The sequence below is a fragment of the Janthinobacterium sp. HH106 genome, from assembly GCF_001758725.1.
Classification (GTDB): Bacteria; Pseudomonadota; Gammaproteobacteria; order Burkholderiales; family Burkholderiaceae_D; genus Janthinobacterium.
Window position 1 is genome coordinate 1 of sequence record NZ_LRIC01000011.1, and the last position, 24,450, is coordinate 24,450.

20 protein-coding genes and 1 pseudogene are annotated in these 24,450 nt (G+C 64.7%); 15 read left to right on the forward strand and 6 right to left on the reverse strand.

Going from position 1 to position 24,450, the window contains the following annotated elements:
- Positions 1-190, reverse strand: a pseudogene (locus tag JAB8_RS05755) (carbohydrate porin); the annotation flags it as partial.
- 416 nt (positions 191-606) lie between these two features.
- Between JAB8_RS05755 and JAB8_RS05760 the strand changes: the two are divergent.
- The 8 genes from JAB8_RS05760 to JAB8_RS05795 all read left to right on the forward strand — a co-directional run bounded on the left by JAB8_RS05760 (position 607) and on the right by JAB8_RS05795 (position 10,212).
- Positions 607-1,812: a sugar ABC transporter substrate-binding protein gene (locus JAB8_RS05760; protein ID WP_227742170.1), complete on the forward strand. Its 1,206-nt coding sequence runs from the start codon at positions 607-609 to the stop codon at positions 1,810-1,812.
- Between the two features lie 126 nt (positions 1,813-1,938).
- Positions 1,939-2,799 carry a sugar ABC transporter permease gene (locus JAB8_RS05765; RefSeq protein ID WP_070219872.1) on the forward strand — a complete coding sequence of 287 codons (861 nt, stop codon included), beginning with the start codon at positions 1,939-1,941 and terminating at the stop codon, positions 2,797-2,799.
- A 10-nt stretch (positions 2,800-2,809) separates the two neighbouring features.
- On the forward strand, positions 2,810-3,628 hold the full coding sequence (locus JAB8_RS05770) for a carbohydrate ABC transporter permease (protein ID WP_070219870.1): 819 nt from the start codon (positions 2,810-2,812) through the stop codon (positions 3,626-3,628).
- Between the two features lie 18 nt (positions 3,629-3,646).
- Entirely contained in the window at positions 3,647-4,696 is a 1,050-nt protein-coding gene (locus tag JAB8_RS05775) for an ABC transporter ATP-binding protein (protein ID WP_070288875.1), read from the forward strand.
- Positions 4,696-6,171 carry a mannitol dehydrogenase family protein gene (locus JAB8_RS05780; RefSeq protein ID WP_070288841.1) on the forward strand — a complete coding sequence of 492 codons (1,476 nt, stop codon included), beginning with the start codon at positions 4,696-4,698 and terminating at the stop codon, positions 6,169-6,171. The genes JAB8_RS05775 and JAB8_RS05780 overlap by 1 nt, the downstream gene beginning before the upstream one ends.
- A gap of 15 nt (positions 6,172-6,186) precedes the next feature.
- Positions 6,187-7,104 (forward strand): AraC family transcriptional regulator, encoded by a 918-nt coding sequence (locus tag JAB8_RS05785; protein WP_070219864.1) that lies wholly within the window; start codon positions 6,187-6,189, stop codon positions 7,102-7,104.
- A 55-nt stretch (positions 7,105-7,159) separates the two neighbouring features.
- Entirely contained in the window at positions 7,160-8,086 is a 927-nt protein-coding gene (locus JAB8_RS05790) for an AraC family transcriptional regulator (protein WP_070288842.1), read from the forward strand.
- A gap of 71 nt (positions 8,087-8,157) precedes the next feature.
- Positions 8,158-10,212 (forward strand): esterase-like activity of phytase family protein, encoded by a 2,055-nt coding sequence (locus JAB8_RS05795; RefSeq protein ID WP_070219860.1) that lies wholly within the window; start codon positions 8,158-8,160, stop codon positions 10,210-10,212.
- A 204-nt stretch (positions 10,213-10,416) separates the two neighbouring features.
- On the opposite strand, the gene JAB8_RS05800 is transcribed toward JAB8_RS05795, so the two are convergent.
- Both JAB8_RS05800 and JAB8_RS05805 read right to left on the reverse strand, forming a co-directional pair.
- Entirely contained in the window at positions 10,417-12,507 is a 2,091-nt protein-coding gene (locus tag JAB8_RS05800; RefSeq protein ID WP_070288843.1) for a S9 family peptidase, read from the reverse strand.
- Between the two features lie 118 nt (positions 12,508-12,625).
- Complete coding sequence (locus JAB8_RS05805) at positions 12,626-13,333, reverse strand: glutathione S-transferase family protein (RefSeq protein ID WP_070288844.1); 708 nt, start codon at positions 13,331-13,333, stop codon at positions 12,626-12,628.
- Positions 13,334-13,445: 112 nt separating this feature from the next.
- On the opposite strand from JAB8_RS05805, the gene JAB8_RS05810 reads away from it, so the two are divergent.
- The 4 genes from JAB8_RS05810 (at position 13,446) to JAB8_RS05825 (ending at position 17,849) form a co-directional block, all read left to right on the forward strand.
- Complete coding sequence (locus JAB8_RS05810; RefSeq protein WP_070288845.1) at positions 13,446-13,811, forward strand: helix-turn-helix domain-containing protein; 366 nt, start codon at positions 13,446-13,448, stop codon at positions 13,809-13,811.
- A gap of 60 nt (positions 13,812-13,871) precedes the next feature.
- Complete coding sequence (locus tag JAB8_RS05815; RefSeq protein WP_139142957.1) at positions 13,872-14,468, forward strand: hypothetical protein; 597 nt, start codon at positions 13,872-13,874, stop codon at positions 14,466-14,468.
- Positions 14,469-14,845: 377 nt separating this feature from the next.
- A complete protein-coding gene (locus tag JAB8_RS05820) occupies positions 14,846-16,102 on the forward strand; it encodes an HD-GYP domain-containing protein (RefSeq protein WP_071654386.1) in 1,257 nt (418 codons plus the stop codon).
- Between the two features lie 145 nt (positions 16,103-16,247).
- Positions 16,248-17,849 (forward strand): PAS domain-containing methyl-accepting chemotaxis protein, encoded by a 1,602-nt coding sequence (locus tag JAB8_RS05825; RefSeq protein ID WP_070288848.1) that lies wholly within the window; start codon positions 16,248-16,250, stop codon positions 17,847-17,849.
- On the opposite strand, the gene JAB8_RS05830 is transcribed toward JAB8_RS05825, so the two are convergent.
- From JAB8_RS05830 to JAB8_RS05840, 3 genes are all read right to left on the reverse strand, one after another.
- Entirely contained in the window at positions 17,821-18,669 is an 849-nt protein-coding gene (locus JAB8_RS05830) for a DUF2071 domain-containing protein (RefSeq protein WP_083287280.1), read from the reverse strand. The genes JAB8_RS05825 and JAB8_RS05830 overlap by 29 nt on opposite strands.
- A 169-nt stretch (positions 18,670-18,838) precedes the next feature.
- Positions 18,839-19,621, reverse strand: a complete 783-nt coding sequence (locus JAB8_RS05835) for a 3-hydroxybutyrate dehydrogenase (protein ID WP_070219838.1) — start codon at positions 19,619-19,621, stop codon at positions 18,839-18,841.
- Positions 19,622-19,692: 71 nt separating this feature from the next.
- Complete coding sequence (locus JAB8_RS05840) at positions 19,693-20,781, reverse strand: AraC family transcriptional regulator (RefSeq protein WP_070219837.1); 1,089 nt, start codon at positions 20,779-20,781, stop codon at positions 19,693-19,695.
- A gap of 139 nt (positions 20,782-20,920) precedes the next feature.
- On the opposite strand from JAB8_RS05840, the gene JAB8_RS05845 reads away from it, so the two are divergent.
- Genes JAB8_RS05845 through JAB8_RS05855 form a run of 3 tightly spaced genes read left to right on the forward strand, consistent with a single transcriptional unit; the run spans position 20,921 to position 24,448 of the window.
- The gene (locus JAB8_RS05845; protein ID WP_070288876.1) at positions 20,921-22,531 is read left to right on the forward strand and encodes an FAD-binding oxidoreductase; all 1,611 of its coding nucleotides are present in this window, start codon (positions 20,921-20,923) and stop codon (positions 22,529-22,531) included.
- Positions 22,528-24,096, forward strand: a complete 1,569-nt coding sequence (locus JAB8_RS05850) for a glycerol-3-phosphate dehydrogenase/oxidase (RefSeq protein ID WP_070288849.1) — start codon at positions 22,528-22,530, stop codon at positions 24,094-24,096. The genes JAB8_RS05845 and JAB8_RS05850 overlap by 4 nt, the downstream gene beginning before the upstream one ends.
- Positions 24,020-24,448: a hypothetical protein gene (locus tag JAB8_RS05855; protein ID WP_070288850.1), complete on the forward strand. Its 429-nt coding sequence runs from the start codon at positions 24,020-24,022 to the stop codon at positions 24,446-24,448. Before JAB8_RS05850 ends, JAB8_RS05855 begins: the two co-directional genes overlap by 77 nt.
- Positions 24,449-24,450 lie beyond the last annotated feature (2 nt).

Consider the following 24,450-nt stretch of genomic DNA (forward strand, 5'->3'; position numbering starts at 1 on the left):
TCATGGTATTGCCGCCCAGACCGAAGCAGCCTTGCGAACCGCCGCCGCCCGAGGTGTTGCTGCCAGCGCCGGCGCGCAGGTAGCCATGGAAGCCTTCGGCGTCGCTTGGGTACATGGGGTCGGCCATGGCGGAAGCGCTGGCGATGGCCAGGAGCAGGGCAGGTAAAGTTTTCAATGCAGTGCGATTCATGCGGTCTCCAGAAGAATGTTGGTGGTAGCGGTGGCGCCCCGGAAGGCCGGTCACCGCACACGGTCTAATGCCGAAAACCAAGTCTAGCAGCGCTTTTTTAACCACCCTGATACAAATCGAACAAGTACCGATACTTTCTTTCAAAGTGTTGTTTTTACTCAATATCGATACTCTGGTGCATGGAGGGGGTGCAAAAGAGTATCGAATTGCGGTTTTGGAGTATCAGAAAGTATCAAAGTCCGGTGCTACATTGTGGTCGTGGTGCTAAGTACCTGAGCATTGCCAACGACAAAAAACACTGGAGACACACAATGAAACGTTCCGCCATTGCCGCGCTGTGCGCCGGCGCGCTCTGCCTCAGCTCGTCCGCTTTTGCCGCAACCGACCTCGTCATCGCCACCGTCAACAACGGCCATATGATCGAAATGCAAAAGCTCAGCAAGTTCTTCGAGCAAGCCAATCCCGACATCAAGCTCAAGTGGGTGACCCTGGAAGAGGGCGTCTTGCGCCAGCGCATGACCACCGATATCGCCACCAAGGGCGGCCAGTTCGACGTGATGACCATCGGCCTGTATGAGACGCCCATCTGGGGCAAGAAAAACTGGCTGATCCCGATCAAGCCCGACGCCAAATACGATATCGACGATCTGCTGCCCGCCATCCGCGAGGGACTGTCCGGCGACGGCAAGCTGTACGCGTCGCCGTTCTATGGCGAAAGCTCGATGATCATGTACCGCAGCGACCTGGTCAAAAAGGCGGGCGTGACGATCGAGGACCGCCCCAGCTGGAACCAGCTGCGCGACGTGGCGGCCAAGCTGCACGATCCGGCCAACGGCGTGTACGGCATCTGCCTGCGCGGCAAGCCGGGCTGGGGCGACAACATGGCGCTGATCACCACCATGGCCAATTCCTACGGCGGCCAGCTGTTCGACATGCAATGGAAGCCGCAATTTACCAGCAAGCCGTGGAAGGACGCGGTCACCATGTATGTCGACCTGATGAAGAAATACGGCCCGCCGGGCGCGGCGGCCAACAGCTTCAATGAAAACCTCGCGCTGTTCAACCAGGGCAAGTGCGGCATCTGGATCGACGCGACGATCGCCGCCTCCTTCATCACCGATCCGAAGCAAAGCAAGGTGGCCGACAAGGTGGCGTTCGCCCAGTCGCCCGTCGGCGTGACGGAGCGGGGTGCCAACTGGCTGTGGATCTGGTCGCTGGCCATCCCGTCGAGCTCGAAGCATCCGAACGAGGCGCAGCGCTTCATCAACTGGGCCACCTCGCCCGATTACGTGAAACTGGTGGCCAAGGAAACGAGCTGGGCGAACGTGCCGACGGGCACGCGCAAGTCGACGTATGCGAGCCCCGAGTTCCAGAAAGTGGCGAAATTTGCCGCCGCCGAAGGCAAGGCCCTGGCCACCACACGCGCCGTGCAAAGCACCTTGCCGCCGTCGCCGTACGTGGGCGTGCAATTCGCGTCGATTCCCGAATTCCAGGTGATCGGCGTAGCCGCCGGCCAGCAGATGGCGGCAGCGCTGCTGGGCAAGGTGACGGTGGAGCAGGCGCTGGAGTTGTCGCAGCAGACGGCGGAACGTGAGATGCGCAAGGGTGGGTACTACAAGTAAGACCTTTCTTGCCGTCTGGTTTATCAACAGGCGAAGAGATTGGTGGCTTAAAACTGGGGTCAGACCCGACGGGTCTGACCCCGGATTTCTGTTGATGATCATTCCCTCACGTCCCAAGAGTATCCTATGAAACGCATTATCCCCCGGACTTTGCTGACGCCGGCCGTGCTTGCCGTCTCCGTCATTTCCGTGATCCCGTTGTTGATCACCCTGTATTACGCATTCGTGCGCTATTCCATGCTCGATCCGAGCGGCCATCCTTTCCATGGTCTGGCCAATTTCCACTTTTTCTTTACCGATGCCTCGTTCCTGCCGGCCTTGCAGAACACGTTTACCTTGCTGTTTTCCGTGATGCTGATCACGGTGGTGCTGGGCACGGCGCTGGGCTTGCTGATCAATGAAGCGTTCCCGGGGCGCGCCATCGTGCGCGTGCTGCTGATTTCGCCCTTCCTCGTCATGCCGGCCGTCAATGCCCTGATGTGGAAGAACATGCTGCTCAATCCGATCTACGGCCTGTTTGCGCAGATCAGCCTCTTCTTTGGCGCCACGCCCGTCGACTGGCTGTCGGCCCACCCCCTGTTTTCCATCATCATGATGGTCTCCTGGCAATGGCTGCCGTTTGCCTGCCTGATCTTCATGACGGCCCTGCAATCGATGGACCGCGAACAGCTGGAGGCGGCGCGCATGGATGGCGCCACCTACCTGCAGCAATTACGCTACCTCTACATTCCCCACCTGGGCCGCGCCGTCTCGGTGGTGCTGATGATCGAGATGATCTTCCTGCTGTCGATTTTTGCGGAAATCTTTACCACGACGGGCGGCGGTCCCGGCTTCGACACGACGACCATCACCTTCATGATCTATCAGCAGGCACTGCTGTCCTATGACGTGGGAGCGGCTTCCGCCGGCGCCCTGTTCGCCGTGCTCATCGCCAACATCGCCGCCTTCTTCCTGATGCGCGTCATCGGCAAGAATCTGTCGAAATAAGGAGACCTTGATGCATAGCAAACTCAATCTGTATGGCCGCACGGCCGCCGCCTGGCTGTGCGCGCTGCTGCTGTTCTTTCCCATCTTCTGGTTGGGTCTGATGGCCTTCAAGACGGAAGGGCAAGCCATTTCCACGCCGCCCCTGCTGTTTTTCACGCCGACCCTGGACAGCTTCCGTGAAGTGCTGGCGCGCGACAATTACTTCGGCTACGCGTGGAACTCGCTGTTTACCAGCGTGGTATCGACGGCCATCGGCCTCTTGATCGCCATCCCGGCCGCGTATTCGATGGCCTTCTTTCCCACGGGCGGCACCATCGGCTTGCTGAAATTCATGCTCAGTTCGCGCTACATGCCCGGCGTGGGCGCGCTGATGCCCATCTATATCTGCTACCAGTACTTCGGCCTGCTCGATACGCGCATCGGCCTGACCATCATGTTCATGCTGATGAACCTGCCCATCATGATCTGGCTGCTGTACACGAGCATGAAGGAGCTGCCGCGCGAAATCCTCGAGGCCTCGCGCATGGACGGCGCCACCGTGTGGGATGAATTCCGCCACGTCGTGCTGCCCCTGTCCGTGGGCGGCATCGCTTCCACGGCGCTGGTCTGCATGGTGTGGTCGTGGAATGAATCGTTCTGGTCGCTGAACCTGGGCGCCTCCAACGCGGGCACCCTGGCCTGGCTCATCGCCTCGTATTCGAGCCCGGAAGGTCTGTTCTGGGCCAAATTGTCGGCCGCTTCCCTGATGGCCATCGCGCCCATCATGGCACTGGGCTGGTTCTGCCAGAAACAACTGGTCCAAGGTATGACTTTCGGCGCTGTTAAGTAAACACTATTGGATGACATCATGGCTTACCTTCAACTGAGCAATATCGAGAAATTCTTTGGCGAGCACCGCGCCATCAAGGGCATCGACCTGGAGATCCAACAGGGCGAGTTCGTCGTCTTCGTGGGGCCGTCGGGCTGCGGCAAATCCACCCTGCTGCGCCTGATCGCGGGCCTGGAACCGATCGACGGCGGCAAGCTGTCGCTCGACGGGCGCGACATCACGGCGCTGCCATCGTCCAAGCGCGACCTGGCGATGGTGTTCCAGTCGTACGCGCTGTATCCGCACATGACGGTGTTCCAGAACATGTCGTTCGCGCTGAAACTGGCCGGCGTCGATCCGGCCATCATCCGCGAGAAAGTCGACAAGGCGGCGGCCATCCTCGACCTTGGCCGTTACCTGGAGCGCACGCCGAAGGAATTGTCGGGCGGCCAGCGCCAGCGGGTGGCCATCGGCCGCGCCATCGTGCGCGACCCGAAAGTGTTTTTGTTCGACGAGCCGCTGTCGAACCTCGATGCGGCCCTGCGCGTGCAGACGCGCATCGAGATCGCCAAGCTGCACCGCGAACTGGGCGCCACCACCATCTATGTCACGCACGACCAGGTCGAGGCGATGACCCTTGCCGACCGCGTGGTGGTGCTGCGCGACGGCCAGATCGAGCAGCATGGCTCGCCCCTGGAATTGTATGACCGCCCGGCGAACCGCTTCGTCGCGCAATTCATCGGCACGCCCAGCATGAACGTGGTGCCGGCCGACGCCGCGCCGCAGCTGCTGGCGCAGGCGGGCAGCGCGGCGCAGGCGGACGGCTTTGTCGGCATCCGCCCCGAACACGTGCACCTGGGCGCGGCGCAGCCGGGCAGCGTGCCCGTCACCGTCGACCTGGTGGAGTCCTTGGGCGTGGAAACGCTGACCTATGTGCGCTTGCCGAACAATGTGCAGGTGGTGTCGCGCGGCGCGGAGCGCAGCAGCCTGCAGCCGGGCCAGCAGACCCACCTGACGTTCGAGCCGGGCTTCGTCCATTATTTCGACCGCGCCGGCAAGACCTACGCGGCGGCGAAAGGAGCGCTGTAATGGAAGCGATCGCATTGAAGCAATCGAACCTGGCCAAGCTGCCAGGGAACGTGGCCGTGCCTGCGTATGCGCGCGAGACGCTCGTGCCCGGCATCGTGCACATCGGCGTGGGCGGTTTTTTTCGCGCCCACCAGGCCGTGTATCTCGACGATTTGCTGGCCTTGCCAGGCAATGCAGAATGGGGATACTGCGGCGTGGGCTTGCTCGCGATTGATGCGGCCATGCGCGATGCCATGCGGGCGCAGGACGGTTTATATACGGTGGTCGAGCGCAGCGCGGCCGGCGATAGCGCGCGCATCATCGGCTGCATCGGCGACTACCTGTATGCGCCCGACGAGCCGCAAGCCGTGCTGGAAAAGCTGGCCGACCCCGGCACGCGCATCGTCGCGCTGACCATCACCGAGGGCGGCTATTACGTCAACCAGGGCACGGGCGAATTCGATGCGCAGCACCCCGACATCGTGCAGGAACTGGCGCACCCGGAGGCGCCGCGCTGCTCGTTCGGCTACCTGGCCGCCGCCCTGGCCCTGCGCCGCCAGCGGGGACTGGCGCCATTTACCATCATGTCCTGCGATAACCTGCAAAACAATGGCGACGTGGCGCGCAAGATGCTGCTGGCCTTTGTCGCCTTGCGCGACGCAGAACTGGCGCGCTGGCTGGCCACGCATGGCAGCTTCCCCAACAGCATGGTCGACCGCATCACGCCGGCCACCACGGATGAACACCGGGCGCTGGTGCGCGACAGCTTCGGCATCGTCGACGCCTGGCCCGTCGTGTGCGAACCGTTCCGCCAGTGGGTGATCGAAGACGAATTCCCGCAGGGCCGGCCGGCCTGGGAATTGGTGGGTGCGCAGATGACGCACGACGTGCTGCCGTATGAAAAGATGAAGCTGCGCTTGTTGAATGCCAGCCACCAGGCCCTGTGCTACATCGGCATGCAGCTCGGTTACACGTTTGCGCATGAAGCGATGGAGGATGCGGGCATCCGGCTGCTGGTGCGGCGCATGATGGACGACGAGGTCACGCCTTTGCTCGATAGCGTGGAAGGCATCGATCTGGAACGCTACAAGGCCACCCTGATCGAGCGCTTTTCGAATCCGGCCGTGCGCGACCAGCTGGCGCGCATCGGCACGGAAGGCTCGGCGCGCATCCCGAAATTCGTGCTGCCGTCCGTGCACGAAGCGCTGGCCCGGGGCGGCGCCATCAAGCTGCTGGCGTTTACCGTGGCGTGCTGGTTCCGCTACCTGGAAGGCCACGACGAAGCGGGGCGCGAGATGCCCTTGAACGACCCGTACGCGGTGCGCCTGCGCGCGCTGGCGCTGCAGGGCGGGGTGGACGCCGCGGCGCTGCTGTCACTGCGCGAACTGTTCGGCGACCTGTCCGACGCACCCGCGTTCACGCAGGCGGTGGGGCAGTCGCTGGCCAGCCTGTATGGGCTGGGCGCGCGCGCGGCGCTGGAACAGATCGTCGCCTGACGGGGAGGGCACGCCATGCCACGCAAAGCCGATGCCACCTTGCCGCAGATGGAGCTGGAACAGCAGCGCGACGCCACGCCCGGCTTCGAGCCGAAAGGCAGTTTCGGCTTCATCCGCTACCTCGAGCACGGCTTTCCGAATGCGCTGGTGCGCTGGCATTACCACGACGAGTACGAACTGCACCTGATCGTCGAGAGCAGCGGCAAGGTCTTTGTCGGCGACTACATCGGTCAGTTCACGCCTGGCCACCTGGTGCTGACGGGGCCGCGCGTGCCGCACAACTGGGTCTCGCTCGACACGCCGGCCGAGGGCGTGGCCCTGCGCGACATGGTGATCCAGTTCGGCCATGCGCCGCTGGCGTCGATGGCGGCCGCCATTCCCGAATTGAAGGGCATCTTCCCGCTGCTGCAGCGCGCCCTGCACGGCGTGGAATTCTTTGGCGTCAGCGAACAGTCGCTGCGGCGCTTCCGGCGAATCCGCGACACGAGCGGCCTGCCGCGCTTCATCGAATTTCTCACCCTGCTGGGAGAACTGGCGCAGACCAGCGACTACCAGCTGCTGTCGACGGTGCCCATGCAGTCGAGCGACGACGACGTGGCGCTGGCGCGCATCAGCTCCGCCATCAACTTCATCGTGCACAATTACAGCAGCCAGTTCTCGCTGAAACAGCTGGCCGAGCAGGTGGACATGCCAGAGCGGACCTTTTCGCGCTTCTTTCGCAGCGCCACGGGCAACAGCTTCACGGATTTCGTCAACCGCCTGCGCATCAACAAGGCGTGCCAGCTGCTGATGGAGACGGAGCGCTATGTGAGCAACATCTGCTACGAGGCGGGTTTTAACAATGTGGCCAATTTCAACCGGCGCTTCCTGGAATTGAAGGGCATGACGCCGAAGGAGTTTCGCCAGCAGGCGCTGGGCCGTTTTGGCGAGTGAAGCTTTTTGAGGTACATTCGATGGCACGGGCGGGGACAGCCTGAGAGAGACAAGCATGGAACACCTATGGCACAAGGACAGCGAGCGCAAGGCGCCCGAGCTGGAACGCGAAAGCTACGACGGCATCATCAATTACCTGGAACATGGCTATCCCAGCTCGCGCGTGCGCTGGCACTGCCATGAAGAGTATGAGCTGCACCTGATCGTCGCCACCAGCGGGCGCCTGTTCGTGGGCGACTATATCGGCGAATTCTCGCCCGGCCACCTGGTGCTGACGGGCCCGCGCCTGCCGCACAACTGGATTTCCAACGTGATGCCGGACGGCGGCGTGGCCCTGCGCGACATGATCGTGCAGTTCGCCCATGCGCCGCTGGCCGGCGCCGCGCGCGTGATTCCCGAACTGCGCGAACTGCTGCCGCTGCTCGAGCGCTCCAGCTATGGCGTGGAATTTTTCGACATGGGCCACGAGGCCGAACAGCACCTGGCGCGCATCCGCGCCACGCATGGCGCCGAGCGCTTCGCCGAATTCGTGCAATTAATGAGCAAGCTGGCGCGCACGGCCAACTACCGTCTGCTGTCGAGCGCCTCGCTGCGTTCCTATGACGATGACGCCACCCTGGCCAAGGTCAATTCCGTCCTCAACTACATCACGGACAATTACCGCGAGCCGATTTCGGCGGAAATGCTGGCCGAGCAGGTGGGCATGTCGCTGAGTAAATTCTCGCGCTTCTTCCGCAAGGCGACGGGCAACAGCTTTACCGATTTCGTCAGCCGGCTGCGCATCAACAAGGCGTGCCAGCTGCTGATGGACACCGACCAATACGTGTCGAACGTCTGCTACGACGTGGGCTTCCAGAACGTGGCCAACTTCAACCGCCGCTTCCTGCAGGTGAAGGGCGTCACGCCCAAGGAATTCCGGCGCCAGGCCGATGGCCGCTTCGGCGGCATCGGCGGACCTGTTGCGGATACGCCACTGGCGTGACGGCTGTCATGGGCTTGTCACTTTGAGCAGTTACTCTCCACGGCTTCAACCCCACCTTAGCCGAGGAATGCATGAATACTGCTGTAACGTCGACCCCGAAACTGACCCTGCTGGCCATCGCCGCCGGCCTGGCCCTGGCCGCTTGCGGCGGCAGCGATAATCCGCCGGCGGAGCCTTCCAAGCCCGTGGCGCAGACGGGTGTGTTCCTCGACGGCGCGGTGGAAGGACTCGATTATGTGGCCGGCAGCGCCCCCAAGGCCAGCACCAATGCCAAGGGCGAATTCATTTGCAACCCGGGCGAGACGGTGGCCTTCAGCGTGGGCGGCCTGGCCCTCGGTTCGGCCCCATGCGGCGCCGTCGTCACGCCGCTGGCGCTGGCCGCCAGCACGAATGTGGCGGATGACAAGGTCGTCAACCGCCTGCTGGCGCTGCAACTGCTCGACGACGACAGCGATCCGTCGAACGGCATCAAGCTGACGGCCGAAGTGAAGGCCGCGCTGGCCGGCAAGACACTGGACTTTGCCACCGCTCCGGCCGTCTTCAACACGGCCCTGGCCGCGCACCTGGCCAGCGTGGGCGGGAAATTCGCCGGCCGCACGGTCGATGCCGAACGCCGCGCCCTCGTGCGCGAGCATTTTGAAGACACGCTGGCCTCGAAAGCGGGCGCGCCCGTCAACGAGGCGCTGACACAGGCCAATCCTGTCGGCGAAGTGAAAGTCACCGTGACGCGCTACCAGATCCAGGCGGCCGACAAATTCTACGTGCCGTACGAAGGCGCGAATGCGAAAATCAAGGGAGAATTCCCGAACGGCTTCCTGCCGTCGTACGGTTCCGGCCTGGCCTACAAGGGCAAGAACGCGGCCGGCGACCTGGAATTCTATGGCTTGACGGACCGCGGCCCGAACGGCGACGGCCCGCTGGTGCCCGATCCATCGGGCAAGGGCACCATCGGCAGCAAGATCTTCCCGTCTCCCAGTTTTACGCCTTCGTTCGGCGTGATCACGGTCGGCAAGAACGGCGCCGTGCTGGGTTCGTCGACGCCGATCAAGGTGTCGGCCACCGTCAACAGCTCGGGCTTGCCCGTGCCCGTGGGCGCGGTCGGCAATTCTGCCGAGATTCCCGTCATGGATGCGATGAAGTTCGATGCGGCTGGCAAGGCCGTCTTCAATGCGGGCGGCCTCGATTCGGAAGCCATCGTCGTCGATGCCAAGCGCAATGCGCTGTGGGTGTCCGACGAATACGGTCCCTTCATCGTCAGGATCGATGCGGCCACCGGTATCATCCAGGCCAAGTACGAGCCGGGCAAGGGCTTGCCGGCGCTGTTCGCCAAGCGCCGCGCGAACCGCGGCATGGAAGGCATGACCTTAGATACGAGCAACGACAAGCTGTACGCCTTCCTGCAAAGCCCTCTGTCCGACGGCACGGCACCATATTCTGTGACGAAGAAGAATGAACAGGTCGAGCGCTTTGCCCGCTTCACGCGCTGGATCGAATTCGACCCGGTGACGGGCACCAGCGGCAAGATGTACGCGTATCCGCTCAACGCGGCCGACTACCAGGATGGCCGCACGGGCAACGCCAAGCTGGGCGACATGGTGGCGCTGGGCGGCGGCAAGTTCCTCGTCATCGAGCAGGGCGCCGCACCGTCGGGCAAGGTCTTCAACAAGCTGATGCTGGTCGAACTGAAGGGCGCCACTGACATCGCGGCCGCCGCCTTCAACGCGACGACGTCCGACCTGGAGAAGAGCAGCATGGGCGGCGCCGCCGTCAATGGCGCCGACTGGGCCGCTGTCATGCCGCTGAAGAAAACCCTGCTGCTGGACTTGAACGCCATCGGCTGGGCGGCGGAAAAGGCCGAAGGCCTGACCTTGATCGACGACTCCACCATCGCGCTGGCCAACGACAATGACTTCGGCCTGAAAACCAAGGTCTTCGACGCGAATGGCGTGGAAGTGGCGGACGCCGACGTGACCAAGTGCACGGTCGATGCCAATGGCACCATCGTCACGAGCAGCGCGGCCGGCTGCAATGCCGCCAACACCATCCGCGTGGCGCGCGGCGACGACCGCGAGCGTCCTAGCCGTTTGTGGATCGTGAAGTTCGCCAAGGCGCTCAATAGCTATTGAGCGGGAGCGGTGGTGATGTCGGATTACGCGCCGCTGCGCGGCGCTAATCCGACCTACAAAACAAAAAACCGCGCGGTGCAGAGATGCACCGCGCGGTTTTTTTAACCCCTGAAGGCGAAGTACCGGGGTCGGACCCTGAGGGTCCGACCCCAGCCTTTGCGCTGCGGGTTATTTCTTTGCTGCGGGTTATTTCTTTGCTGCGGGTTATTTCTTTGTATACGTATTCAACCAATCGAGCACCGTGTGATGCCACAGCAGCGAATTCGCCGGCTTCAGCACCCAGTGGTTTTCGTCCGGGAAGATCAGCAGCTTGCTCGGGATGCCACGGCGCTGCAGCGCGGTGAAGGTACCCAGGCCTTGCGCCGTAGGGATGCGGAAGTCCAGGTCGCCCTGCACCACCAGCATCGGCGTCTTCCAGTTCTTCACGAAGTTGACGGGGTTGAACTGCTCGTGCTTGGCTGGCGCGTCGTAGTAGGTGCCGCCGTTTTCCCATTCCGTGAACCACAGTTCTTCCGTCGCGTAAGCCATGCCGCGGTTGTCGAACACGCCGTCGTGGTTGACCAGGCACTTGAAGCCGTCCGGCCAGTTACCGGCGATCCAGTTCATCATGTAGCCGCCATAGGACGCGCCCAGCGCGCAGCTGCGCTCGCGGTCCAGCCACGGGAACTTCTTGGTGGCCGCTTCCAGGCCTTTCTGCAGGTCGATCAGCGGCTTGCCGCCCCAGTCGCCGCTGATGGCATCCGTGAATTTCTGGCCATAGCCGGTGGAACCGTGGAAGTCGATGAAGACGGTGGCGTAGCCGGCGCCCGCATACACTTGCGGATTCCAGCGGTAGCTCCAGCTGTTGCCGAAGCTGCCTTGCGGGCCGCCGTGCACGAGGAAGGCCACCGGATATTTTTCGCCGGCCTTGGCGTTCCATGGCTTCATGACGTGGCCGTAGACGGTTTCGCCATCCGCGCCCGCGAACGAGAACTGCTCATATTCGCCGAAGCGCACGTTGGCCAGCGCTGCCGCATTCTGTTTCGTCAGCTGGACCATCGGTGCCGATTCGGACTTGGCGTCGAGCTTGCGCGTGTACAGCTGCGCGCCCGAGGCCAGGTTCGCTTGCGTCAGCACGATGGTATTGCCGCGCACGTCGAAGTCGCCCACGGCGCCTTTGCCCGTCAGCGCGTTGACCTTGCCGCTGGCCGCGTCGATGTGGAACAGACGGTGCTGGCCCACGTCATCGGCGGCGACGAGGAAGGCCTTGCCGTCCGGCGTCCAGCGGAAATCGGCCACGGAACGGTCCCAGTCGTCGGCCACGGTGCGTTTCTTGCCCGTGGCGACATCCATCAGCACCAAATGAAAACGGTCCGCTTCGAAGCCAGGCTTGGTCATGGCGACATACGCGAGGGTGCGGCCGTCCGGCGAATAGCTGGCTTTCGCATCCCAGGCCGGATTGTCGGCCGTGAGGTTGCGCGGCGCCTGGCCGCCCGCGGCCGGTATCGTATAGACGTCGAAGTTGGTCGACCACGATTCCGTGCGGCCGGCCACGCGCACGGAGAAGGCCACCGTCTTGCCGTCCGGGCTGAAGTGGTATTCGCTGTTGTCGCCGAATGGCTTCGATGGCGCGTCGCCATCGAGGGTGCCGCTCAGGCTCACCGGCGTGGCGCTGACCTTGCCGGCCGCGTCGATCGGCGCCGAATACAGCGCATTGCGGCGGCCATCGGCCCAGGTATCCCAGTGGCGCACGAACATCTGGTCGTAGACCATGCCGCTGGCCTTGTTTTTCGCTTTTTCATCGAGGCGCTTTTTCGTGCAGGCGATGTCCGCGCAATCGAGGAAGACGCCCATGCTGAAGGCCAGGCGGTCGCCCTGCGGCGACAGGCGGTAGGTATCGACGTCCAGCGCCAGGTCGGTGACCTTGGCCGCTTCGCCGCCGTTCAGGGGCAGCTGCCACACTTGCGAGGAGCCGGAGCGGCCCGAGAGGAAGTAGATGGCGTCGCCGTTCGGCGACCATTGCGGATCGCTGGCGCTGGCGTCGCCGCGCGTGAGCTGGCGCGGCGCCGCGTTCGGCGCGCGCAGGTCGATCATCCACAGCTGCGTGTTGCCGCGGTTTTTCTCCAGGTTGGTCGTGCGCACCGTGTAGACGACGCGCGTGGCGTCCGGCGACAGCACGGGGCTGCCCACCCGTTCCATGGCGACCATGTCTTCCACGGTGAAGCCGCGCGGCGCGGCCAGCGCCGATTCCGCAGCAACGGCGGTGGTGGCCATGGCGGCACTGAATGCTCCCAAGAGCAGCAGACGTAAACTCATTCAAACTCCCGATTCTGATGACGACGTTATCGATATGGTATTGACGTGGCCGGCTGTACCGCCGGCAGCCCGACATCATAGCAATAAAGACGCGCCCGCTGCGGGAGTTGACCGCCGGTTAGCCGGCCGGAACTGCCAGTTGGTCGAGTGCCACGTGGCCCAGGAAACCGCCCCGGCTGGCGGCCGGCAAGCCCGCCTCGATGGCGTGGGCAAAGCGGATGCCGGGGTCCTGTTCCAGCGCCGCCAGCACGCGCGCCACGTGCGGATAGTCGCTTAGCCGCGCCAGCTGCAGCGGTTCGCCCCAGCGCGCCGTGGCGGCCAGGTAGGCGTCGGCAATCGTCGGCGCGGCATCGGAAGCGAGCCAGGCGCGGCCTTCAAGCAGGCGTTCCAGGTGTGCCAGGCTTTTGTTGACCTTCTCGACGGCCATTTCGCGCCAGACGGCCGCGCGCGCATCGTTTTCTGCCGCGCGGCTGGCCTGGAAGGCGGGCATGAAGGCGGCGTGGAAGGTCGTGTGCAGAAACGACAGCGCGCTGTTCAGGCGGTCGCAGGCGGGCGTGCCCTGCGCAAAGCCCAGGCCGCTGTTCGGCGCGCGGGCGGCGATATGCAGCAGGATGGCCATGCTTTCCAGCAGCGGCGTGCCCGCGTGCGTGAGCAGGGCCGGCGTCTGGCCCAGGGGATTGATGGCGAGAAAGGCCGGATGCTGCTTGCTGGCCGGGTCGCGCGCTTCCACGCGGGCCAGGCGATACGGCAAGCCGCTCCATTCGAGGGCGGCGATGGCGGCAAACGAGCAGCCGAACGGCACGCTGTAGATCAGGGTGGTTTCCATGCTGGAGTTCCATTCAGGTGAGGGAAGGGCAGTCTAGCCGCTGCGGTTACTATTTGGAAGAAGGCAGAATAATGTGGTATAGGTACATTTTTTATACCAGATAGGGATCGCCATGAAGGACAATGTCTCCGGCTGCGCCGTGGAAGAAGCCATGCGTTTGCTGGGCGGGCGCTGGAGGGCAGTGCTGCTCAGCTATCTGATGGCGGGGCCGAAGCGCTTCAGCGAAATCCGCCGCGCCGTGCCGAATATCTCGCAGCGCATGCTGACCCTGGACTTGCGCGCGCTGGAGGAGGCGGGCTTGCTGACGCGCACGATCTATGCGGAAGTGCCCGTCAAGGTGGAATACCAACTGACGGACGAGGGCCTGCGCCTGCGTGAGCTGGTCGAGATGCTGCGCGCCATCGGCCTGCGCCTGCGCGGACAGGCGGACGGGGGCGGCGCCTTTCTCGCGCTCGATGCCGTGGATAGTTCTCTATAGAAACAGCTGTTTTTATGCAAAGTGCTAGACTGCCGGCCTTTGATCACTACTTTTGACACCATGCGCCTGACTACCCTCGCCCTGACCGCCGCCGCCCTGTTCGCCGTCTTGCCGGCCCAGGCCGCTACCATGCCCACGCTCGAACACATCCAGGCCGCCGTGCAGGCGGGCGTGGCCAAAACGCAAGCCAGGATGCAATCGTCGATACCGGTTCCCATTCCCGTCAAGGCCACCAGCCTGCAGGGTTGCCAGGATTCGCAGGAAGTGCCGGGCGAGGTGGTGTGTCTGGTCGGCATGAGCGCCGGCATGCGCGACGGTTTTATGGTCTTGCCGCTACGTAACGATAACGGCACCTGGGTCGGCGTCGAGCGCAAGGATGCCAAGTTTGCGGGACCGTCGCCGGCCGAGGCGCAAGCGATGATACGCGCCTGGGCCAAGGAAGAAGTGGCGCGCAATCCGGAGGCGGCCAAGGACGTGCAGATGCAGGAAGCGCAAAGCACCATGCAGGTCAAGGCCGTCAACGAGTGCGACGTCAAGCGCAAGACGGGCTACCTTGTGTGCGATACGCAATTGAGCGTGCCGAGCCGCCCGGAAGGCATCAAGACGGAACTGACCTTCATGCTGGAAAACGCCGGCTGGCGCTACGTGCCGCGCTAAGCTGCCGGCCGCCAGCCCGCTCGCCCAGCGGCCTGACATTCCTTTCTCCATAGCACCAGCCCCACTTCGGGGCGTCTGGCGCTCACGCACTTCCCTCCTGCACGTCCAGCCTGCGTGGCGGCCCACGCGGCCGCCGGCAGGCATATCGCATCCCTCATCAGCACCAGACATACAGTTTAGCGTAGGCAATATGGCTGAATTGATATATTTGTTGATTCAATATTTTATGAAATGAAAATGATAGAATTGATGATTATTTTTATTTATGTTGTGATTCTGCCATATAAAGCAATATATTTGGTGTAATCGTTATTTTTGGCGTATGATATTGATAATGCGCAAGTAAATGCTGCGATTTGAATGTCTGGAGAACCGCCGTGCTGAAAAAAATAACGAGTAGCGAACTGATGCTGGGAATGTATGTCGAACGTCTGGGCCGTTCCTGGCTCGATACCCCTTTCTGGACGCGTTCTTTCTTGCTGGAGTCGCCGGCTGACCTCGAGCGTATCCGCTCGGCACGCCTGTGCGAAGTGTGGATCGACACGACGCGCGGGCAGGCGCCGCAAGTCGCGCCGCCCGCCGTGCCTTCTGCCGCGCCGCCGGCCGCGGCAGGCGCTCCCGCGGCCGCGGCAGCGACGGTGCCCGCAAGCAAAACCGTCGCCGATCCGGGCCCGCCCCGCTCGCGCGAGGAGGAACTGGCGCGCGCCCGGCGCCAGATCGAACGCTCGCGCCAGGCCGTGCAGACGATGTTCGACGAGGTGCGCATGGGCAAGGCCTTGTCCGCGGCGCAAGCTTACGAACTGGTCGACGATATTGCCGCCTCGATGCAGCGCGGCGGCGACGTCCTGCTGGGCCTGGCGCGCCTGAAATCCGCCGACAATTACACGTATATGCACTCGGTGGCCGTGTGCGCGCTGATGACGGCGCTGGCCAGGGAGCTGGGCCTGGCGCCCGAGCAGGTGCGCTCGGCCGGCCTGGCGGGTTTGCTGCACGATATCGGCAAGATGGCCGTGCCGTCCGCCATCCTCAACAAGCCGGGCAGCCTGAGCGAAGCGGAATTTTCCTCCGTGCGCGCCCATCCGGCCGCCGGCCACCGCATGCTGCAGGAAGTGGGCGAGATCGACCCGGTAGCGCTCGACGTGTGCCTGCACCACCATGAAAAACTTGATGGCAGCGGCTACCCCAAGGGGCTGCGCGGCGAGGAAATCAGCCTGTTTGCGCGCATGGGCGCCATCTGCGACGTGTACGACGCGATCACCTCGAACCGGCCGTACAAGCAGGGCTGGTGCCCGGCCGATTCGCTGCGCCGCATGGCAGGCTGGCGCGGCGGACACCTGGATGCGCAACTGTTTGCCGCCTTCGTCAAATGCCTGGGCATCTATCCGCTGGGCACCCTGGTGCGGCTGCAGTCGGAGCGCCTGGCCGTGGTGGTGGGACAGTCGCCGGGCAAGCCGCTGACCCAGCCCACCGTGCGCGTGTTTTTTTCCATCCGCGCCGGCACCTGCATCGCCCCGACTCTGCTCGACCTGGCCGCGCCGGGTTGCCAGGAGCGCATCGTTTCCACGGAAAGCGCAGCCCAGTGGCGCCTGCAGGACATCGACCGTTACTGGGCCGGCGAACCTGCCGTGGCATGACGGCCGGCAGGGCCGTAATAAAGTGCATTTTGTTAATAATAAAATATTAAAATAATGGTGCCAGTGCCGTGCCCGCTTTGCTGGCTGGCGACCGTTCCTTGTCCGCAAACCCGTCACCGTACGGGCTACTTTTGAGGATGTGACCATGCGACTCAATCTTCCCGTCAGCGATACCGAAATCACACTGAGCGATAGCGAGACCATCGTCTCGACTACTGACTTGCAAGGCAATATCACCTATGCCAACCCGTATTTCATCGCCGTCAGCGGTTACAGCGCGGAAGAATTGATCGGCGCGCCGCAAAACATCCTCCGGCATCCGGACATGCCGGCCGAAGCGTTCGCCGATTTCTGGGCGACCATCCGCTCGGGACGCTCGTGGAGCGGCATGGTGAAAAACCGCTGCAAGAGCGGCGATTATTACTGGGTGCTGGCGAACGTGACGCCGGTGGTCGAAGACGGCGTGGCCGTCGGCTACATGTCCGTGCGCACCAAGCCGACGCGCCAGCAAGTGGCGCAGGCGTCCGCCCTGTATGCGCGCATCAAGGCGGGGCAGGCCGACGGCATCGTCATCAGCCAGGGCGCGGCCGTGCGCACGGGCTGGCTGGCCAGACTGGCGCGCTTGCGCGACCTGCCGCTGGCCCAGCGCATCGGCTGGAACCTGGGCTTGCTGAGCCTGGTATTACTGCTGCAACTGGCGTGGAATGCGGGCGCGTTGCCGGCTGCGGCCCACGGCTGGCTGACGGGCCTGTCCGCGCTGGCTTTGTGCGCGACCCTGTATTTCTGGCACAGCTTGCACCGCGCCGTGCTGCAACCGCTGCAGCGGGCGCGCCAGGCCTGCGACGTGATGGCGGGCGGCGACCTGACGGGCGAGCTCGACACCACGCGGCGCGACGAGATGGGACAGTTGCTGCGTTCCTTGCGCCAACTGCGCGTGAACCTGCATTCCATCGTTGGCGACGTGCGCGGCAATTTCCTGCGCATCAGCATGGCCAGCCAGGAAATCGCCGCCGGCAATATGGATTTGTCCGGCCGCACGGAAGCGCAGGCCTCGGCCCTGCAGCAGACGGCGTCGAGCATGGAGCAGCTGGCGGCCACGGTGCAGCAAAATAGCGGCAACGCCGTGCAGGCCAGCGACATGGCGGGCAAGGTGCACGGCCTGGCAGGGCGCGGCGGCGAAATCGTCGGGCAGATGGTCCGCATGATGGAAGGCATTAACGTCTCGTCGAAGAAGATTGGTGACATCACGGGCATTATCGAAGGCATCGCTTTCCAGACGAATATTCTGGCCTTGAACGCGGCCGTCGAAGCGGCGCGCGCGGGCGACCAGGGGCGCGGTTTTGCCGTCGTGGCGGGCGAAGTGCGCAGCCTGGCCCATCGCAGCGCGGCGGCCGCCACGGAAATCAAGCAATTGATCACGGCGTCGCTGGAGCAAGTGCAGGCGGGCGCGAAGCTGGCGCAGCAGGCGGGCGTCAGCAGCGCCGAAATGCTGGGCGCCGTGCAGGGCGTGCACGGCATCATGGAAGAGATCGCCTCGGCGTCGCGCGAGCAAAGCCATGGCATCGGCCAGGTCAACATGGCCGTCACGCAAATGGATGAAGTGACGCAACAGAACGCGGCGCTGGTCGAGGAATCGGCGGCCGCCTCCGCATCGCTGCAGGGCCAGACCTTGCAGCTGGAACAGGCGATGGCCCTGTTCAAGCTGGAACGCCGGGGTGCTACAGCAGGCGTTCCGACAACGCCTTGAAGGCAACCTTGGGCACGAGGAAGGCAAACGGCTTCGATGCGGGCGGCAACTGCCCCAGCAAGCCGCAGTCGGCGCGCAAGGGCGTCAGTGCTTGCACTTGATCCACATCAACGGGCAAGTCGATTTCGCCGAAGACCAGCTTGCCGTTGCGCGGCACGTGCGCGATGGCCCCATCCTGGCAAGCGAGGAAAGCGACGGCGTCGCGCCAGTTGCCGAACAGTTGCTGCCAATCCGTATCGAGGCCATGCGCCGCCGTGATGGCCGCCTGCACATCGAGCGCCGGAGCGCTGCCGGCGCCGCTGGCAATGCTGCAGCGGGCCTGCGTGGCCGTGACCTCCAGCGCCATGCCGGCGGCCAGGTGCGTGGGCAGTATATCGCTGAACAGGCGCGTGCCCAGCGCATGCGGCAGGCTGGCCATGATGTTTTTCAAGAAATATACGCAAGGAACGGCCGGCGCGCCCGGCGGCGTATGGTCCAGGTACAGGCGCCAGTTGCTTTGCAGGGGAGACGGCAGCAGACGGCGCAGCGGGCCGAGCAGTGCAGGGCCGAAATGCCCGTGGCGGTACGTCAGCACCGTGAATGGCGTCTTGCCGTCGCGCTGCCACAGGGCCACGCCTGGCGGCAATAAGTTCTGCGCCGCAGCGGCGTCGACCAGCCAGCTCACGTAGACGACGTCGCGCACGTCGCTGTGCAGGTTCAGGAAGGGCAGGCGCGACATGACGGCCTGGCGCAGTTCGGCGAAATGCGCGCAATTGGCGAGCGCGGCAAACACGCGCCCCGGCCAGCCCGCGCGCGGGTGGCGGTAAGTGTTGTCTTGCAATTGGGAACTTTCGGGGAAAAAACTGAGGGGTAACACTCACGCAACAGCGCCCGTCCACATCATCGCGAGCGGCAGCGATGTGTGGCCGAGACGCGCAGCTGTGCTGGAGCACAGCGAGCATCGCAGGCCGCACAGGGCGCCGCGCAGCCGATGTGGGCGGGCGTCACTATTACTGCATATGCCAGCCGTGGCTGACCACGATCGACTGGCCGCTCAGGGCGTTCGACGGGAAGGCGGCCAGGAAGATGGCCGTTTGCGCCACGTCCTGCGTGGTGGTGAATTCGCCGTCAATCGTGTCTTTCAACATCACTTTCTTGATCACATCTTCCTCGCTGATGTGCAGCTGGGCCGCCTGTTCGGGGATTTGCTTGTCGACCAGCGGCGTGCGCACGAAGCCGGGGCAGATGACGTTGGCGCGGATGCCGTCCTTCGCGCCTTCCTTGGCCACCACCTTGGCCAGGCCCAGCAAGCCGTGCTTGGCCGCCACGTAGGCGCTCTTGAACGGCGAGCCTTCGTGCGAGTGCACGGAACCCATGTAGATGATGGCGCCGCCGCGGCCCGCCTTGATCATTTCGCGCATGCAGGCGCGCGTGGTGAGGAAGGCGCCGTCCATGTGAATGGCCAGCATCTTTTTCCATTGGTCGAACGGGTAGTCGACGACGGGGCTGATGATCTGGATGCCCGCATTGCTGATCAGCACATCGATGCCGCCGAAGTGGGCCACGGCGTCCGCCACGCCCTTGTCGACCTGCTCTTCGCTGGAGACATCCATGGCGACGGCAAACGCCTGGCCGCCCGCTTGCTTGATTTCCTCGGCCGTCTTGCTGGCCGCTTCCAGGGCCAGGTCGGCGATGACGACCTTGGCGCCCTGTTTTGCGTATTCGATGGCCATTTCCTTGCCGATGCCGCTGGCGGCGCCGGTAATCAGTGCGACTTTGTCTTTGAGTTGCATATTAATCCTTTGCATTGCGGGTTGGAGTGATCGTGGGAAGTCAGACTTTGCCAGTATAGCCAGAAAACGCGTCAGGCATGGCCCGCGCACGCCTGTAAGCCGGCTTGCTTTTCCTGTAATTGCTGCAGGCGCCAGGCGCCGGGATTGGTGCCCGACCAGGTGCGGAACGCGTGGTTGAACGCGCTTTGTTCCTGGTAGCCGAGCAGGAAGGCGATGTCGACCAGCGACAGGTCCGGCTCGCGCAGATAGTCGCGCGCCAGGCCATAGCGGGCCTGATCCAGCAGGGCCTGGAAGCTGGTGCCCGCGTCGGCCAGCTTGCGCTGCAAGGTGCGCGGCGTGACGGCCAGGGCGGCGGCAACGGTGGCCAGCCGCGCCGAACCCTGACGCAAGCCTCTCACGATGGCCGCGTGCACCTGCGCGTCGATGGTGCCGCCAGTGTCCGTTTCAGCCTCGCGCTGCGCCAGCAATTGTTCCGCATGCCGGCACAGCACGGGATACAGGCTGACGTCCGCGTTCGGCACGGGCCAGTCCAGCAATTGCGCGTCGAAGGTGGCCGTGTTGGCGGGGGCGTTGAAGGCGGGCAGACTGCCCAGCACGCGCACGTATTCGTCGCGGTGCGCCGCATGGCGCAGCAAGTCGCCGCCGCCATCGTGGGTAAAGGCCAGCCGGGCCGGCGGCAGCGGCATGCCCGCCAGCCAGTCGCCGCACACGCGTATGCCGGCAAAAACGCTGTCGACCAGGTGCCGGCTGGCGCCCGGATAGTTGCTGGCCCAGCGGTAATGTGCGATGGCGCCGTCGCGCTGCAGGGTCGAGCGGCCCAGGTCGTGCGCCAGCCGTTCATAGCGGGCCGTCTGTTCCAGCGCCTGGCCCACGTTGCTGCAACTGAGCAAGATCAAGCCATAGGCGCTGTACGTGCCCATGCGCACGCGCTGGCCCACGTGCAGGCCGAAATGCGCGTCGCCCGCCAGCAGCGCGCCCGCATCGAGCAGACGCACGTAGTCGCGCGCGGCCAAGCCCATGCCAGGCGCGGCCGCTTCCAGGCCGTGCGGCGCCACGCCGGCCGCCTGCGCCAGGGTGACGCTATCGATGCCGTGGGCGCCGGCCGCTTCCAGCAGCGGCAGCAGATAGGCGCCGGCGACCCGGCCGTCAGTGCTTGTCATGATGGAACAATGCGATTGTCATGAAAAACCAATACCCTTCGTCTGTGGCGGCATATGCTATTGATCTAGCAAGAAAATCAGGCAAGAACAGTATAGCAAGCCGCCGTGGCGCGCAACTGGCCGAATACAGGGGATGTCCATGCAACGCTGGAATGGCTGGGGAGATGAAAGCATCGTGTATGCGCTGAACGAGGATGCGCTGGCATTCCTGCGCGAGCGCCTGGGGCCGGGCAGCGTCATAGCCGACGCCAGCTTCGACGACGCCTGCGCGCAGGTGCCCGCCTCGCGCCTGGCGCCGCATCCGCTGATCGACACCCAGCCTGCCACGCGCGTGCGCCATGCGCTCGGTCAAAGTCTGCCCGACTGGTTTAAATTACGCCACGGCCGCATCGGCGCGGTGCCCGACGGCGTGGCCTTTCCCGACAGCGCGCTGCAGGTGCGCCAGCTGCTCGCGTATGCGCGTCAGGCGTGCGTGACCGTCATTCCTCATGGCGGCGGCACCAGCGTGGCCGGGCATTTGACGGTGGCGGCGGGGCCGCGCCCCGTGCTGTCGATCAGTCTCGTGCGCCTGTGCGCGCTGGGCCACCTGGACCGCGAGGCGCAGCTGGCCACGTTCGGCGCGGGCGTGTATGGCCCCGACCTGGAGGCGCAGCTGCGCGCGCAGGGCTACACCCTGGGCCATTATCCGCAGTCGTTCGAGTATTCCACATTGGGCGGCTGGATCGCCACGCGCTCGTCGGGCCAGCAATCGCTGCGCTATGGCCGCATCGAGCAGCTGTTCGCGGGCGGCGAGGTGGAAACGCCGTCCGGCACCTTGAGCATCCCCACGTTTCCCGCCTCGGCGGCCGGCATCGACCTGCGCGAAATGGTGCTCGGCTCCGAAGGGCGGCTGGGCATCGTGACGCAGGCCACCGTGCGCGTTTCGCCGCTGCCGCCGTATGAGGCGTTCCACGCCGTGTTTTTCGCCGAATGGGGCCAGGCGCAGGCGGCCGTGCGGACGCTGGCCCAATCGCGCCTGTCCTTGTGCATGCTGCGCCTGTCGAACGCGCTCGAAACGCAAACCATGCTGACCCTGGCCGGCCATAAAAAACTCGTGGGACTGCTGGAGCGCTACCTGTCGCTGCGCGGCTGCGGCGAAGGCAAGTGCATGCTGATGCTGGGCGTCAGCGGCGACGAAAAACCGGCGCGCGCGGCCCTGCGCGGGGCGCTGGCGCTGGCGCGGCGGAACGGGGGCGTGCATGTGGGACGCCACATGGGCGACAAGTGGAAGCAGGGACGCTTTCGCAATGTCTACCTGCGCAACGGCGCGTGGGAACACGGCTATGTCATCGACACGGTGGAAACGGCTGTCGACTGGCCACGCGTGGCGCCCATGATGGCGGCGCTGGAGCAGGCGGGCGCCCGCGCGCTGGCACAGCACGGCGAGCAGGTGCACGCGTACACGCATTTGTCGCACGTGTATGCGCAGGGCGCCAGCGTCTACACCACGTATGTGTACCGGCTGGCGTCCACGTATGAAGACAACATGGCGCGCTGGCGCAGTTTGAAAGACGCGGCCGGCGCCGCCATCGTCGCCAACGGCGGCACCATCAGCCACCAGCATGGCGTGGGCACGGACCACGCGTCGTGGCTGATGGCCGAAAAGGGAGAACTGGGCATCGCCGCCATGCGCGCGCTGCTGCGCCAGTTCGACCCGCAGGCCATGATGAATCCCGGCAAACTGCTGCCCGAGGCCGGAGGCCCATCGTGAACAGGGCGGATCTGCCTGGCGTCCTGGCGCGCGAGTGGGATGTGCTGATCGTCGGCGGCGGCATCACGGGCGCCGGCATCCTGCTGGAAGCGGCGCGGCGCGGCTTGAAGACGCTGCTGGTGGAACAGCGCGATTTCGCCTGGGGCACGTCGAGCCGGTCATCAAAGCTGGTGCACGGCGGCTTGCGCTACCTGAAGCAGGGACAGTTCGCCATGACGCGCGAGTCGGTGCACGAGCGGGTAGCCTTGCTGGCGGATGCGGCCGGGCTGGTCGAGCCGCAAGGCTTCGCCTTCGGCGACTACGCGGGCAGGAAGCCGGGGCGGCGCCAGTTCATGCTGGGCCTGGCCATCTACGACGTGATGGCGGGCAAGCGCGCGCGCCGCTATGTCGATGCGTCTGACTTTGCCATGCTGGCGCCGCACGTCCGGCGCGACGGCCTGCAGGGCGGCATGCTGTACCAGGACGCCAAGACGGACGACGCGCGCCTGGTGCTGCGCGTGCTGCAGGAGGCACGGCGTCATGGCGGCGTGGCCGTCAATTACCTGGGCGTGGCGTCGCTGCTGCGCGAAGATGGCAAGGTCACCGGCGCCACCTTGAACGATGCGCTCGATGGCGCGACATTCACCACGCGCGCGCGCCTGGTGATCAGCGCCACGGGCGCCTGGGCCGACGCCTTGCGCGGCCAGGTGGGAGAGCAGCCGAAACTGCGGCCCCTGCGCGGCAGCCATCTGCTGCTGCCGGCCTGGCGCTTGCCGCTGGCGCAAGCCGTCAGCCTGATGCACCCGCACGACGGCCGTCCCGTGTTTGCGTATCCGTGGGAGGGCGTGACCCTGGTGGGCACCACCGATGTCGACCACGGCGCCAGCCTGGAGCTGGAGCCGGCCATCACGCGCGGCGAACTCGATTACCTGCTGGCGGCGCTGCGCTGGCAATTCCCGCAGCTGGCGCTGGGCGAAGACGACGTGCTGGCCACGTTTGCCGGCGTGCGCCCCGTGATCGACAGCGGCCGGCTTGACCCGTCGAAGGAAGCGCGCGAACATGCGCTGTGGCTGGAAAACGGCTTGCTGACGGTGGCGGGCGGCAAGCTGACGACGTTCCGCGTGATCGCCCTCGACGCCTTGCGGCGCGCCGCGCCGCTGCTGCCGGGCTGGCAGGCGGATTTGCGTCCGCTGCCGATTTTCGACGCCACGCCGCCCTTGTCGGGCAAGGCCTTGCTGCTCGACGGTGAGCAGCGCGAACGGCTGCTGGGCCGTCATGGCGCGGGGGCGCAGGCCCTGTGCAATGCGGCGCGGGACGGCGAACTCGAACCGATTCCCGGCACGCAGACGCTGTGGGCGCAGCTGCGCTGGGGCGCGCGCATGGAAGACGTGCAGCACCTGGACGACTTGCTGCTGCGGCGCACGCGCCTCGGTTTGCAGCTGGCCGGCGGCGCGCTTGCTATCATGCCGCGCCTGCGCGCCATCTGTCAGCATGAACTGGGCTGGGACGATGCGCGCTGGGAGGAAGAACAGCGGCGCTACCTGGCCCTGTGGCGCCGCCATTACAGCGTGCCGCAGGGCGATTGAAAAAACCATAAAAAATAAACAAGAGGAGAACATCATCGACACGACCCTGTTTGGCCAGCCCCTGGCGCTGGGCGACGCGCGCATTACCTACGACAGCCTGTCGCCGCTGGACTTGCGCCAGCCCATCGATACCCTCGTCGACGACCTGGGCGAAGACCTGCTGCAAATCACGTGCGCGAATGGCGACATCGTCGACGTGGGCTGGTATCCGGCCTGGAGCGAACAGGGGCGCTTGCGCGTGGTGGCCGTGCGCGGGCAGGACTGGGAAGCGCCCGTCTTCAGCGCGCAGCCTGAAAAAGATCCGCAGGCGCTGCTGCAGGCGCTGCGCGCCGCGCTGGCCAGCGTGGCATAAGC

Excerpts from the sequence above, each read along its gene's own strand:
- JAB8_RS05760 (WP_227742170.1), top strand. The coding sequence starts at position 607 with ATGATCGAAATGCAAAAGCTCAGCAAGTTCTTCGAGCAAGCCAATCCC.
- JAB8_RS05765 (WP_070219872.1), top strand. The coding sequence starts at position 1,939 with ATGAAACGCATTATCCCCCGGACTTTGCTGACGCCGGCCGTGCTTGCC.
- JAB8_RS05770 (WP_070219870.1), top strand. The coding sequence starts at position 2,810 with ATGCATAGCAAACTCAATCTGTATGGCCGCACGGCCGCCGCCTGGCTG.
- JAB8_RS05775 (WP_070288875.1), top strand. The coding sequence starts at position 3,647 with ATGGCTTACCTTCAACTGAGCAATATCGAGAAATTCTTTGGCGAGCAC.
- JAB8_RS05780 (WP_070288841.1), top strand. The coding sequence starts at position 4,696 with ATGGAAGCGATCGCATTGAAGCAATCGAACCTGGCCAAGCTGCCAGGG.
- JAB8_RS05785 (WP_070219864.1), top strand. The coding sequence starts at position 6,187 with ATGCCACGCAAAGCCGATGCCACCTTGCCGCAGATGGAGCTGGAACAG.
- JAB8_RS05790 (WP_070288842.1), top strand. The coding sequence starts at position 7,160 with ATGGAACACCTATGGCACAAGGACAGCGAGCGCAAGGCGCCCGAGCTG.
- JAB8_RS05795 (WP_070219860.1), top strand. The coding sequence starts at position 8,158 with ATGAATACTGCTGTAACGTCGACCCCGAAACTGACCCTGCTGGCCATC.
- JAB8_RS05800 (WP_070288843.1), bottom strand. The coding sequence starts at position 12,507 with ATGAGTTTACGTCTGCTGCTCTTGGGAGCATTCAGTGCCGCCATGGCC.
- JAB8_RS05805 (WP_070288844.1), bottom strand. The coding sequence starts at position 13,333 with ATGGAAACCACCCTGATCTACAGCGTGCCGTTCGGCTGCTCGTTTGCC.
- JAB8_RS05810 (WP_070288845.1), top strand. The coding sequence starts at position 13,446 with ATGAAGGACAATGTCTCCGGCTGCGCCGTGGAAGAAGCCATGCGTTTG.
- JAB8_RS05815 (WP_139142957.1), top strand. The coding sequence starts at position 13,872 with ATGCGCCTGACTACCCTCGCCCTGACCGCCGCCGCCCTGTTCGCCGTC.
- JAB8_RS05825 (WP_070288848.1), top strand. The coding sequence starts at position 16,248 with ATGCGACTCAATCTTCCCGTCAGCGATACCGAAATCACACTGAGCGAT.
- JAB8_RS05835 (WP_070219838.1), bottom strand. The coding sequence starts at position 19,621 with ATGCAACTCAAAGACAAAGTCGCACTGATTACCGGCGCCGCCAGCGGC.
- JAB8_RS05840 (WP_070219837.1), bottom strand. The coding sequence starts at position 20,781 with ATGACAAGCACTGACGGCCGGGTCGCCGGCGCCTATCTGCTGCCGCTG.
- JAB8_RS05845 (WP_070288876.1), top strand. The coding sequence starts at position 20,921 with ATGCAACGCTGGAATGGCTGGGGAGATGAAAGCATCGTGTATGCGCTG.
- JAB8_RS05855 (WP_070288850.1), top strand. The coding sequence starts at position 24,020 with ATGCGCGCTGGGAGGAAGAACAGCGGCGCTACCTGGCCCTGTGGCGCC.